At 28.4% G+C, this 13820-nt stretch carries 14 protein-coding genes, 1 pseudogene and 1 riboswitch; of the genes and pseudogenes, 4 read left to right on the forward strand and 11 right to left on the reverse strand.

What is annotated here, in order from left to right:
• Positions 1–287: pseudogene (locus V7Q02_RS08795) on the forward strand (transposase); the annotation flags it as partial.
• Between the two features lie 205 nt (positions 288–492).
• Here V7Q02_RS08795 and V7Q02_RS08800 read toward each other — a convergent pair.
• The 8 genes from V7Q02_RS08800 to V7Q02_RS08835 all read right to left on the reverse strand — a co-directional run bounded on the left by V7Q02_RS08800 (position 493) and on the right by V7Q02_RS08835 (position 7409).
• Positions 493–843: a DUF6514 family protein gene (locus V7Q02_RS08800; RefSeq protein ID WP_333860640.1), complete on the reverse strand. Its 351-nt coding sequence runs from the start codon at positions 841–843 to the stop codon at positions 493–495.
• 279 nt (positions 844–1122) lie between these two features.
• The gene (locus V7Q02_RS08805) at positions 1123–1602 is read right to left on the reverse strand and encodes a PTS sugar transporter subunit IIA (RefSeq protein ID WP_333860641.1); all 480 of its coding nucleotides are present in this window, start codon (positions 1600–1602) and stop codon (positions 1123–1125) included.
• 105 nt (positions 1603–1707) lie between these two features.
• A complete protein-coding gene (sleB, locus tag V7Q02_RS08810; protein ID WP_333860642.1) occupies positions 1708–2406 on the reverse strand; it encodes a spore cortex-lytic enzyme in 699 nt (232 codons plus the stop codon).
• A gap of 143 nt (positions 2407–2549) precedes the next feature.
• Positions 2550–3812 (reverse strand): magnesium transporter MgtE N-terminal domain-containing protein, encoded by a 1263-nt coding sequence (locus tag V7Q02_RS08815; RefSeq protein ID WP_333860643.1) that lies wholly within the window; start codon positions 3810–3812, stop codon positions 2550–2552.
• A gap of 214 nt (positions 3813–4026) precedes the next feature.
• A riboswitch (M-box (ykoK) riboswitch) is annotated at positions 4027–4193 on the reverse strand.
• Between the two features lie 161 nt (positions 4194–4354).
• Complete coding sequence (locus V7Q02_RS08820; protein ID WP_333860644.1) at positions 4355–5011, reverse strand: hypothetical protein; 657 nt, start codon at positions 5009–5011, stop codon at positions 4355–4357.
• A 90-nt stretch (positions 5012–5101) separates the two neighbouring features.
• Positions 5102–5992: a YegS/Rv2252/BmrU family lipid kinase gene (locus V7Q02_RS08825; RefSeq protein WP_333860645.1), complete on the reverse strand. Its 891-nt coding sequence runs from the start codon at positions 5990–5992 to the stop codon at positions 5102–5104.
• Between the two features lie 261 nt (positions 5993–6253).
• Positions 6254–6679 carry a CBS domain-containing protein gene (locus V7Q02_RS08830; protein ID WP_333860646.1) on the reverse strand — a complete coding sequence of 142 codons (426 nt, stop codon included), beginning with the start codon at positions 6677–6679 and terminating at the stop codon, positions 6254–6256.
• Positions 6680–6740: 61 nt separating this feature from the next.
• On the reverse strand, positions 6741–7409 hold the full coding sequence (locus V7Q02_RS08835; RefSeq protein ID WP_373844824.1) for a TVP38/TMEM64 family protein: 669 nt from the start codon (positions 7407–7409) through the stop codon (positions 6741–6743).
• Between the two features lie 211 nt (positions 7410–7620).
• Here V7Q02_RS08835 and pssA point away from each other — a divergent pair, with 211 nt between their 5' ends.
• The gene (gene pssA / locus V7Q02_RS08840) at positions 7621–8142 is read left to right on the forward strand and encodes a CDP-diacylglycerol--serine O-phosphatidyltransferase (protein ID WP_333860648.1); all 522 of its coding nucleotides are present in this window, start codon (positions 7621–7623) and stop codon (positions 8140–8142) included.
• 44 nt (positions 8143–8186) lie between these two features.
• On the opposite strand, the gene V7Q02_RS08845 is transcribed toward pssA, so the two are convergent.
• The 3 genes from V7Q02_RS08845 to V7Q02_RS08855 form a co-directional block, all read right to left on the reverse strand.
• Entirely contained in the window at positions 8187–8567 is a 381-nt protein-coding gene (locus tag V7Q02_RS08845) for a hypothetical protein (RefSeq protein ID WP_333860649.1), read from the reverse strand.
• A 269-nt stretch (positions 8568–8836) separates the two neighbouring features.
• On the reverse strand, positions 8837–10150 hold the full coding sequence (locus V7Q02_RS08850) for an acetyl-CoA hydrolase/transferase family protein (protein WP_333860650.1): 1314 nt from the start codon (positions 10148–10150) through the stop codon (positions 8837–8839).
• Between the two features lie 351 nt (positions 10151–10501).
• Entirely contained in the window at positions 10502–12151 is a 1650-nt protein-coding gene (locus V7Q02_RS08855) for a nucleoside kinase (RefSeq protein WP_333860693.1), read from the reverse strand.
• Positions 12152–12348: 197 nt separating this feature from the next.
• Between V7Q02_RS08855 and V7Q02_RS08860 the strand changes: the two genes are divergently transcribed.
• Entirely contained in the window at positions 12349–13029 is a 681-nt protein-coding gene (locus V7Q02_RS08860; RefSeq protein WP_333860651.1) for a DUF421 domain-containing protein, read from the forward strand.
• Positions 13030–13040: 11 nt separating this feature from the next.
• A complete protein-coding gene (locus V7Q02_RS08865; protein ID WP_333860652.1) occupies positions 13041–13421 on the forward strand; it encodes a DUF4363 family protein in 381 nt (126 codons plus the stop codon).
• The last annotated feature ends 399 nt before the right edge of the window (positions 13422–13820 follow it).

Raw genomic sequence — 13820 nt, forward strand, 5'->3', positions numbered from 1 at the left:
GCAAGTGTACAGGAATTTCTTTTATTGATTCCACCACTTTAGATGTATGTCATAATAGGAGAATACATTCCCACAAGGTTTTTAAAGGAATTGCAGAAAGGGAAAAGAGTTCAACAGGGTGGTTTTATGGCTTCAAACTTCATCTTGTCATAAATGACAGGGGTGAAATTCTTTCTTTCTATCTGACACCTAGAAATGTAGATGACAGGAATATAGAGGTAATAGAACAACTCTCAAAAGAACTTTACGGGAAATTATTCGGGGACAAAGGTTATCTTCCTAAAAAGCCTTCTTTGAAATTGGACAAACATCCTTATTTAGCTTAGTCACAATATCACTTTAAATGTAAATAAATGTTAAATTATTTCTTCATTTGTAGTTAAATTATTTTTTAGATTTTCTATATCTATATTTACACAAAATTGTATTTTATTTTTTTCGAACTCAGAATATATAATTAAAAAAGAGGATTTCTCCTCTTTTTTATTAAATTTAATATGCCGCTATATATTTTACTTCTCTTTCAAAATCTAAAATATATCTATCTACATAATCACCTGTTATATCAATTAAATGTAATGGTGATACTTTATTTTCATATAATAATCTTATTAGATTATGTACCTTATGCCTGTATGGACTTATATGTTCTATGCAATCTCTCTGTACATTCACTAATTCTTCATTCAACATGTCCTGTCTTTCCACTTCTATGCCATAGGATTGAACTTCTATTGACTCTTTCTCATAAGTTATAATCGTTTTTCCCTTAAGTAATCTATAAAAATATACATACTTTGTATTTTCTACTACTTCCGTGGAAATAAAATTCTCTACTACCATAAATCAATACCTCCCCCATAATTATTTACAGTAATAATATTATTAAAATTATATTAACATATACTATAAAAAAAATGTGTCAGTTCATAGATTAATGAAATTATAAATTATCCCTTATATATGACAATAAAAATCTTGTACCTACGGTTATATAAGAATATATATACTTATATACAACTTATTAACAATTTTTATTAAACAATATTGTCGAAAATTCCACTATTTTGACTTTCTGTTTTTTATTAATTTTTAGTACCATCACTATTAAACCTGCTATTTTCACTTTAACTTATATCCAATCAGCTGATCCTTCCCGGCCTTAACAATTTTACCCACATTATATTTTATATCTTTAACAATCTCTGAATTTGTTATAATAACTGAAGTTATAAGAGAATATCCTTTTTCTTCTATAAACTTTCTATCTAACTTTATTATAGGTTCCCCAACCTTTACATGTGCCCCCTCCTCTGCAAGACTTTCTAATCCTTCCCCATTTAATTCCACAGTATCAACACCTATATGCACTAATATTTCAGTTCCATTTTTTAGAGCCATTCCAAAGGCATGATTTGTCTTAAGTATGAGAATTACAGTTCCATCTGCAGGAGCCAGAACTATATCTCCAGTAGTATTAATTGCAACACCATCCCCGGCCATTCTTCCTGAAAATATTTGATCTGGCACTCGTGATAAATCTATTATTTCTCCATCAATTGGGGCAGTTAATTCAAAATTTTTCTTTAGAAAATGAAACATCCTTTAATCACTCCCAATATATTATTTTTACAATTTCATAATTTTATTATACTCAATTATGATGCATATTAATATACTGGTGAAAATTAAAATCAAAATATATTTTTATCTACAAAATCTATGTTTACCTATAATTTTAATTAGAGGTCTTGACCATATCCATGAACTAGTGGCAGTAGAAGGATTAAAATAATACATTGCACCTTCTGAAGGATCCCACCCGTTTAAAGCATCTCTGGCGGCATTTATGGAACTCTGTTGCATATTGGCATGCACCTGGCCATCTACCACCGCAGTAAATGCTCCCGGTTGATAAATCACTCCTGCCAAGGTAGATGGAAACTTTGGATCCCTTGTTCTGTTTAAAATCACAGCTCCAACTGCAACTTGCCCTTCATAAGGTTCTCCTCTGGCTTCACCATTTATAAGTCGTGCCAGCAGCATTACATCCTGATTATTGCTTTCACCTCCAGATGAACTACTACTCACATTTATAGCCAGGGCTGACAAAGTAGCATCTCCTACTACTCCATCTGCATTTAATCCATTCTTAGATTGAAAATATTTTACTGCAGTATAAGTTTGATATCCATATATTCCATCTACACTTCCATTATAATATCCCCAATCTCTGAGTTTTGTCTGTATTTTCATGACTACATCTCCCCTTGACCCATAATAATAGGCTATGGCTTTTACCGCATTTCCATAGGGAAGTAAAAACAACGAAGTAGATATATATGTAAATATTATAATAAGTATCAATATTAATTGTATTTTCATTTTCATAATTTTCCTACCCATACTAGCAACTCTCCTTTTGAAATTTTATTATGCAAATTTAGTTTGCTCATATATGCAGTAAAAAATACATAAAAAAATACTATTAATTTCACTATTCCAGTGACTTTAATAGTATTTTCTAAAAATTTGAATAATGATACTGATTACCCTACCTTTCTCAACCTTTTTTTCCAATTAGGTATTAATATGTCCTCCACTATATCATTCATTATTACTATACCACAGAGTTTTTCCTCATCATCTAATACCGGTAACGAAAAAAGATTATATTTTGAGCAAATTTCTATAGCTTTATCTATATTTTCATTATGGTTTATGGTAGATATACTACATTCCATTATATCCTTTAACCTATCTTCAAAGTTTGATAATATTAAATCTTTGAGAGATATCACCCCTTGAAGTTTTTGTTTATCATTAATAATATATATATAATAGGATACTTCATCTTCCGGTTTGATTTCCTTCAAAAGTTCAATAGTTTCCTTCACTGTTATGTTTATATTAAAAGAAATGAAATCTTTATTCATTATACTCCCAACAGTTTCTTTTCCATAACCCATAAGTTCCTTTACTTCCTCTGAGTCTTCTTTTTTCATATTAATAAGTATCTCCTCAACAGTTTCTTCATCTGCTTCCTCTAAAATATCTGCTATTTCATCGTTAGGCATATTATATAATACCTCATCCCTTTTAGATTGACTTAAGTTTTCCAAAATATCTACTTGTATTTCAGGATCTATTTCCTCCAAAGTGTCTGCTGCCAAATTTTCATCTAAACTCTCAAAGACTCTCTTTCTATAGTTTATATCCATGTCTTCTAATATATCTGCTAAATCCGCAGGATGAAGCTTAGATAATTTTTTATAGGGTATACACAACTTAAGATTATTATCTATAACCTCCAGTGACTCTACATTATTCCATATTATTAAGCTGTCTTCAGGTTTTTTGCCGAAAAAACCATAACATTTCCTCACAAACTTCTCAATGCCAAACCTTCTGCCTAAAGCTAAAATTCCGGTATCTACAGCTACAACTCTATATTCTCCTGCTATTTCTGTAATTCTTATATCATTTACTTTTACAAGCTTTTTGCCATTAATATCTACTATCTGTTTATCTAATAAATGCTTTGACAAAAGATAAGAATACTTCTGAAGTATTATTTCTCTTATTCCTTCTCCTTTTATTACTACCTTGTCATTGTCTTCATAGAAATTTATATTTTTACACTCACAATTATATATCTCCGACTTTTTTTTTACCTTATATCCTATGGCTCTTGGTATTCCATCATCAACAGATACATAAATATCATACAATCTTCCTACATATTCATTAAATTCATCATAGATCTTCCTGTAGAGAATTTTGCTCAAAAAGAAGCTAGATAATTTTTTCATAAATATTCCTCCTCTAATATACAGAGAAATATTTCATAAAAATTAATACAGCCACTTATTTGAAACACTTCTCTATATATTTTTCAATTTTTGTTTTAAGATACACCGACCTCCATAAGGTCCGTTTTCCATTTAACACACCACCTAAATTAAAAAATTCAAACATATGCAAAACAAATTAAAAAAAGCCCTAAAGGGGCCCTTATTAAACTAAAACTTTTTAAATCGTCTGAGTTTTAGCACTATATAGCTTTAGACCGATAGTCCAGCTGCATTAAGTAAAACCTTAATTCGGTAGTACCTGTTGACCCATTGGCATCTCTCGATGTTTCCGGGCAGCAGCATATGTCTATATAGGAGCCTCACCTAACATAATAAAATATATAATTTTATCGTATACTATAATTATATTACAAATTCATTGAAATGCAACAGTAAATATAAAATTTATTTATATTTACCCATTACAGAAATTTATTTTAAATTTACTCATTTTACTGGCATATATCATACTATAACTTCAATTATCTTAAAAGCCAATATTAATTTACCCAGGTATTATAATTCTTTTTAACCTTATTCAAAGCATAAATTAACGCAATAACCCAAAATATATCTCCAATTATATTCTCTGTTAAAATCTTTATCCCTACAACCCACAGTATGGATTCTATTACAGTTACGGAGGCTGCTGCCAATACCAAATATATTCCTAATCTACTGCTGCTTTTTTTATTAACAAATCCTATTATAAAGAATACTATCAAAGTATTAAATACTATGTATGTCCAATATATATACATATGCTGTAAAAAAACTAATGTGTATGCAGATTCTTCTACACTCTGCAATATAGCCCTACAATTATACATAATAAAAACATACAATAATGTCAAAACTGAAGATACTATAAATATATAATAAAATTTAATATTATTTTTTCTTATAAAAATATATAATATGGTGAATGCAATTATAGGAATTGCAATTAGATTTAAAAAAAAAGGAATTTTAAGCATATATAAATACTCCATATTAGTATCAAAAAGCATAATAAATATGGAAATATACCTAAATAGCATAGCTGTAATAACAATAAGACTTATTACCTTTATTTTATAAGGTAAGAACTTAACCCAGATCAAGCCCTGAATTAGCAATAAAAATACAATAGGTAATAGAAAAATATAAATTGCCATAGATCCTCCTTGTTCTTAGTAGTATCCTAAATTATATTTATTATTATTACCCTATTCATATTACTATTTTTAAGTAAAAACTTATTGAAATTATAATTTCTTCTGTATTCCCAAAACCTCTAATCCACCTTTTATACATTCTACCATAAGAGGAAAATCCGGTCCCCTTTCCCCATCTATATCAGTTACTATACCTTCCTCACAGTATACTTCTATTTTATTTGATTTAAAATATAAAAGACCTGTTGTATTTTCCAGATGATCGCCTCTCAACATTTTTATAAAAAGGGCAATAGTATCCTTTATAATTCCCGCTTTTATTATAATTATGTCCAGTAATCCATCATCTATTTCAGCTTTATATGCAAATTTAAGATTACCTGCTGTCTGACCATTAAATATTAACATGAGATACATATTTCCTTCAAAAATAGCATTTTCAGATTTTACCCTTACTTTCAATTTTCTGAGATTGGTAAGTTGCTCCAATCCCTTTACATAATAAGCCAGCTTTCCAATGGTATTTTTTAAATTCACATCTGTTTTTTGAGATACATCTGTAAACAAACCCGTACTAGCTACATTTATAAAATACTTATCATTTACCTTTCCTAAATCCAACTTTTTAGGAATGCTGTTTACTATCTGTTCACAAGCTTCTTCAATATTTTCTGACATACCTATAAATTTGGCAAAATCATTAGCAGTTCCCACAGGAAGTATAGCTATAGGTATATTTATATTTAATCTTTTCATATAGTTTACAGCAGTATCTACTGTTCCATCTCCTCCAGCCACCAATATATATTTATAGCTCTTATCTATATCTTTAAAAGCCTCTTTCATACTAAATTCAAAACTAACTCTAAAAGGTATTATTTGATATCCATATTTTTGATGTATCCTAATAACGTTTTCTATATTATATACTATAGTTCTTTCCCCGGAATATGGATTATAAATAAATTTTACTTTATTCATATTTAACTCTCCTAAATGATAAAGTTATTTAAATGCCCAGGTAAAATTTACCATAGAGAAATATTTATCTCCATCTGAGCCTTAGAAGAACTTATCCAAGCGTATAGCAGTGCTTATCTCCCGATTGGAGTATTAGCAATGGCAACGTTCAGATAAAACCTTACTGTTAAATGTATAGTGTATCATAATTATATCACCACAAACAACAAATCCACAAGATTAGTTGTAATTCTTGTGGATTTATTTACAAATTGTTAATCTCTAAAATTGTGAGTTAGTAGGTTCTGATATACTGCTTAAGGCATCTCCTGCCTGGCTGTTGGATTTAGGATTTATTGCCAGATCACCTAGAGATACTATGCCAACTACGTTACTATTTTCTACCACCGGAATTCTTCTTATCTGTCTTTCACTCATTATTCTAGAAACATCTTGAATATCCATATCCGGTGATGCTGTTACTGGATTTGATGACATAATATCTCTTACTGTTTTGGAATTAGGATTTTTACTTCCCATGGCTCTTGTTGATATATCTCTATCGGTCAAAATTCCTATAATTTTTCCTTGTTGACATACTGGCAAAGAACCTATATTATTCTCTATCATAGCCTGTGCTGCCTTATCTATGGTATCATCCGGGGTTAAACTAGCTACTGACTTAGTCATTACATTTTTAACTTTCATAATAACACCTCTTTAAACTTTAGATTTCAAAAATTATTATTTCCTAATTTAAAGAACTATATTACTTATAAATACTGGTACTTTTATTCTTTTTATATATATAAATTGAAATAAAAGCTACTATAAAGATAATTATGACAGGTACAATAAATTTAAGGGAAAAAGGACTTCCTAGATGTTTTCCCATTAAAGAATAAGCTATAATTTCTGGAAAAACCCCTATTAAAGTTCCTAAAATAAAATCTCTATATTTAATTTTTGTAAGTCCCGCACTATAACTTAAAGGATCATATGGAAATACAAAACAAAGTCTCATCATAGCCATAATCTTAAAACCATATTTTTCTATGTTTTTATTTAATTTCAAAGCCTTTCCTTTCAAATACTTGTCTACAAACGAACGTCCCAAAAACCTAGCTAAAAAGAAAGCTATGGTAGCAGAGCCAAAACACCCAATCATGCTTAACAATACGGCTACATAATAATTAAAAATATTCCCTGCAATAATAGACATCAAAGATGCAGGTATAACAAATACTATGGGCCTTAACATGTAAATTAAAAGAAAAATCAGAACTGATAGTTCACCATAACTTTGTATATACATTTTAATACTTTCTGCATTTATATAACTCAAGTATTTTTTATTTTTAAATATTATAATTATAATCAGTATAATCAATGAAACATTTACTACATATTTCAAAATATTTTTTTTATTATATATCATAAACTTTTAACTATCCCTCTAACAAAAATTTATATTAATAACTCTACATTATTTTTGTAAATAATGTACTCATGTATGTATATAAATATAATATATATTATATTTTACTTAACTAATTTATTAAAATAGGTTATAATTAGCTTATGTAATTATATACTTTTTACTCATTTAAAACAATAAAAAATATTTTTTATTTTAAGGAGTGATTACAATGGCTAAAATAGCCAAAAGTTCTGTACCTAATGTATTCACATTTACAAATCTCAGTTGTGGTGTAATGTCTCTAATGATGTCTTTTGAAGAAAATTATATATGGGCTGGTGTATTTATATTACTGGCATGTTTAGCCGATAGGTATGATGGACGAATTGCCCGATTTTTAAATGTTTCTAGCAACTTAGGTAAAGAATTAGATTCACTTGCAGATTTGGTTTCATTCGGCGTAGCCCCTTCTGTATTGGTTTTTAATATTTATAATTTTTCACAGTTGGGATTATTGGGGTATTTATTAGTGCTGCTGCTGCCAATATCTGGTGCTTATAGACTGGCTAGGTTTAATGTTAATGATTTTAACGGGGAATTTGTGGGTATTCCTATAACTTTTACAGGTATGTTTATATCCCTTTATTGTTTACTTACTTTAAATCACCCTATCCCTTTTGAAATTACAATTATACTTATCATGGCACTTTCTTATCTTATGATATCTAATTATAAGTTTAAAAAAGTTTAATTTCAATTAAAATCAAATAAAAGATTAGGTGAAAATTATTGTGCCTAATCTTCTTTTATATCCCCCATATCATCATTATCATCTTCTAAATCATCCAAACTATTTAAAAACAATTCTTCATTTATTTCAGTTTCTATGTATTCAACCAACATTTTTCCCTTCATGATTTCAGCTCTTATTTTACAATAATCCACATATCCTCCAGCAGACTTTTCCAATACATTTAATACTTTATCAATTATATCCCCCAGTTTATTTGCCCTGTGCAGTGCATCTTTAATATCCTTTTTATGAGATACTGCCATAGAATTCATCTCTCCAGCACCCCCTATAAGCAGCCTGTAATTATTAGATAATTTAGATAATAAATCTGTCAAATTATTTATATCACAATAATACTCCTCCATTAATTTTCTATGAGACATATTTATCACCCTATCTTAAACTTGTCATAATATAATTCATCTAAATACTGTAATTGATTTATATTTTCTAATGTATTATCTTACAACTAATATAACTATATTATTATTTGATATAAATCATGCTAATTAAAGAAAGGAATTAATGATAAAAATAAAAATAGTCTCATAGATAAAAGCCATGTATAAAGGAGATACCTTTTATGCACATGGCTTTTATCTATAAAAATACACTCTTTAATATATTATTATTTTATACCTTTAAAATAAGTTTAATACTTACATCTAAATCTCTTTTCAAATTCATCCTTTAATCCATCTCTAAAATCAGGATGTGCAACCTTTATAAGTTCTTTAGCTCTTTGTTTCAACGTTTTACCTTTAAGAGAAGCAATACCATACTCTGTAATAACATATTGAAGATCATTTCTTGAGGTTGTAATTGCAGCTCCTTGACTTAAAAACGGAACTATTCTTGAAACCTTTCCTCCTCCTGCGGTAGATGTTATAGCAAGGATAGATTTTCCTCCATCAGCCATACTAGCCCCTCTCATAAAGTCAACTTGTCCACCTACACCACTTATCTGTCTCATTCCAACACTTTCAGCACATACCTGTCCCATTAAATCTATTTCTACGCAAGAATTTATACACACTAGCTTAGAATTCTTCATAACTACTTTAGGATCATTTACATAATCTACAGGATAAGCTTCCACCATAGGATTATTATCAACAAAATCATATAGTCTTCGTGTTCCCATCAAGAAGGTAACGATTATTTTTCCTGGATGAAGTGATTTCTTCTTATTTGTAATTACTCCTGCTTCAACTAATTCCACAACACCATCAGATATCATTTCTGAATGTATACCCAAATCTTTCTTATCCTTTAAGAATAAAAGTACTGCGTCAGGAATAGCCCCTATTCCAAGTTGAAGTGTAGAACCATCCTCTATAAGTGATGCACAATTTCTTCCTATTGTCTTTTCTATATCCGTTATCTTTGGAGGTTTTAACTCAGCTATTGGATCTGAATTTTCCACTATGTAATCAATATCAGAAATGTGTATAAAATTATCTCCTAAAACTCTTGGCATATTTTCATTTACTTCTGCAATTACAAGCTTAGCATTTTCTGTAGCAGCCTTTATATAATCTGTGGATACCCCATAACTACAGAATCCATGTGCATCAGGTTTACTTACTTTAATAAGCGATACATCTACCGGTATATAATTTTCTTTAAATAATCTTGGTATTTCGTGAAAAAAACATGGAATATAATCTGCTCTACCTGAACTTAGGGCTTCTCTTGTTCCGCCTCCTGCAAACAAAGAATTATAATGAATATATTTCTCTAACCCTTCTTGAACATATGGCTCATTTTTGGTCATAGGTATCATGTTATATAACTCTACACTCTTATATTTTTCCTTATTTTTAGCTAATGCATCAAGAAGAAATAATGATGCTTCGCAGGCATTACCGAAAACCACCCTATCTCCACAGCTTATCTTAGATACAGCCTCATCTTCACTAACAATTTTACTTTTATAAAGATCTTGCCAATTTTTAAAAACCATTTTTAAAACCACCCTTCAAAAATTTTATTATTTAATCTTTTAAATAAAGACACCTTCCCCATTAACCTCATACGGATAGGTGAGAATATAAATATAATTGCTTGTTAAAATAATAACAACACTTGGCAAAAAAAATACTACTCAATCTTATAAAAACATATTACAAAATGCCTATCATTCTAATTTGAGTATAATATACACATCATTAAAAGTCAATATATTTTTTATTTACTTAATTTATAACATATTGCAACCTACGCAATTGTAAAAATGCATTTATTTTATAATTTAATTCCACAAAGTTCTCATTTAATCATGCAATACAAAGTAATTATTACCGTTAATTATACATTATTCACTATAAAAACAACTTCCTCCTATAAACTCTCTTAAAATAGAATTATCAGGAACAAACTTCAAATCTACAGATTTAAAAAAGTGCAAAAAGCTTTCAAGCCTTAATGCTTCATAATATACAGGACTGGAACTCTTTATTTTTGTCAGTTCCTCTAATGCATAATTTTTCAATACACAAAGCTCATACACCAGCGTAGAATTAAACATAATATCAGCATTTTCCTGAAATACAAATATATTTTTTTCCTCTCCTTTTCTTATAGAATGCCACATTTTCAAAGTATCCTCTCCACTAAATGCTCTATAAAAGAAATCCCTTACCATTCTCCTTATTATTCTTACATCTGTAGTAGCTATCCTATTGTGATTATCCAAATTTAACTGTGTAAGAGCACTTATATATATTTTAAACTTGTTTTTTACATCTATTGAAGAAGTTAATATTTCATTTAATCCATGTATTCCTTCAATTACAATCACTCCATTTTGCGGAAGTTCTATTTGTCTTCCATTCCATACCCTTTTGCCTTCTTTAAAATCAAAGGATGGAATTTCAATTTTTTTACCTTCCATCAGATATTCCAAATGTTCATTAAAGAGTTTCAAGTCCAGGGCATATATGGATTCAAAATCATAATTACCATTTTCATCTTTAGGAGTATTCTTTCTGTCTACAAAATAATCATCTAAAGAAATTGGAACCGGTTTAATTCCATTTACCCTTAGCTGTATAGAAAGCCTTTTTGCAAAGGTAGTTTTTCCTGAGGAACTTGGCCCTGCAATTAATACAACTTTTATTTCATTTCTATCAGATATCATATCTGCTATATATGCAATTTTTTTCTCATGAAGTGCTTCAGCTACTCTTATCATGTCTATAATTTCATTGCTTTTTACTTTATCATTCAGTGCACCTACATTTCCTACATCTAATATATTATCCCACTGCTTGGTTTCATAAAATATATTACTCAATTTTTTATATTCCAAAAATTCGGGTAAACTGTGAGGATCTGACTCTATAGGATATCTAAGTATAAATCCTGGTTCATAATACATAATATCATATAGTTTTAATATACCTGTAGAAAATGCCATGGAACCATAAAAATAATCATATCTTCCATCCAATTCATACAATTTTACTTTTTCTGCATTTATGTGCTTTAAAAGCAGTATTTTATCTTCCATTCTATAACTCTTGAAAATTTCTATAGCATCCTCTTTTTTCATTTCCACTTTTCTTATACATATATCTTTTTTTATTATTTCATCCATTTTACACTTTATAAGTTCTATATCTTCTTTAGAGAGGAGTGTACTCTTATGAATTTCTCCAAATATGCCCTTACCTAATGAATGTTCTACAATCACCCTAGCTTCTGGAAATAAATCGTATACAGCTTTTATAAGCACAAATTGAAGTGTTCTTATATAAGTCTTGTTGCCCAATGTATCCTTTATATCCACAATTTCAAATATTCCAGATTCCTTTAAAGAATTAGTAAATTCATAATACTTGCCATTTACTTTTGCCAATACTATAGGTACATTACAAATGTTATAATTATCTTTAAATATTTTATATAAACTAGTTCCAAATGGAACTGATATATCCCTGTTATTTAATTTTAATTTTAACATAATATCCTCTTTTCTGTGTGAAAAAGGTTCACTACAGTTATTTTTCAATTCAATATCTTTATTACCCATGCAAATTTCAACTCCTTAGTAATATATTATACTTCATATTTAATTATAATTGTGCTAATTTCACTTATAATTTTCTATATTAAATGTAAAAATATAATTAACTATAAAATTTTAGAAGGTGATTCTTTATGTTTACAATACTCTTTAGAACTATTGTATTATATTTACTGGTAGTTATATCTATGCGTCTTATGGGAAAAAAACAAATAGGTGAAATGGAACCTTTTGAACTAGCCATAGCAATAATGATATCAGAATTGGCCTCTCTTCCAATGCAAGATACCAGAGTTTCTATAATTCACGGCATAATACCTATAATAACACTTTTAATGCTGCAAACTTTAATGGGGTTATGTCAGTTAAAAAGCGAAAAAATCAGATTACTTTTTAACGGAAGGCCTAGTATATTAATTGAAAAAGGAAAACCAAATTTAAAAGAATTAAAAAATGAAAAATTTAACATGAATGATTTAATAGAAGAACTTAGAATGCAAGGATATTATAATTTAGCTGATGTGGAGTATGCCATACTTGAAACCAGCGGGCAGCTATCTATTATACCAAAAACAGAATCTGCTCCTGTAACTAGATCGGATTTAAAAATAAAATCCACACAAGATACCTTGCCTATAACCCTGGTATTAGATGGAAAAATAAATTCAAAAAATCTAATTAAAGCCGAAAAAACCGAGGATTGGCTATATAATATGTTGAAAAAAAACAGTATACATTCTACAAAGGATATATTAATAGCTATCTTAGATACAAAGGGAAAATTTTATTATCAATTAAAAGAAAAAAGTAACTAGGATGTGATTAAATGAAAAGCACAATAATATCTTTCTCCATATTTATTTTAATGCTGTTTTCCATAATATTCTCAATAAGATATTTAAATACAGTCTGTATGAAATTAGAAAATCTAAATACTAAAATAGAACAAACACTTCAATCTAACAACTGGAAAGAATCCTATAAAAATTGTCAACATTTTATGACAGAATGGAAAAAATATTCCTCTAAATTATCTATATTTGCTAATTATAATGAGATAGACGATATTAACAATGAACTATGGAGACTTGTTCACCATATAACATACAAAGATAAAGAAGAAGCTTTAATCTCTGTGGATATAATAAAAAATTCAATTTACAGTATACTTCATATGCAACAATTGAATATGACAAATTTATTCTAGTAAATACACTTCATGGATATAGTAGTAAAAATAAATTATTTATGATATACTATAAATGTATATATGCTATGTTTATAGTATATCGTCTAATATATAGCATATACTTAATATCAAGAGATCTGGGAATTAATATATAATTTATTTACCTAAAAAATACATTTTCCCCATAATAGTTTACCTAAATTTTTATGGGAGATAAATAGCAAGTTAAAAAAATTTTAAAAATTAAGTTATGAAAAATAATAAGTATTAATGTATAATGGAAATTGCCTGTTAGCAGTACTGGCATTTAAGATAAGATTAAGAATATATATTTTAAAAAAGGCATCTGGAAACAACTAAATAATTGATATAAGGATCTATTTTAAAAATAAACCTATTATCTTGCAATTAATATTT

It is taken from the genome of Clostridium sp., assembly GCF_036781005.1.
Taxonomy (GTDB): domain Bacteria; phylum Bacillota; class Clostridia; order Clostridiales; family Clostridiaceae; genus Clostridium_B.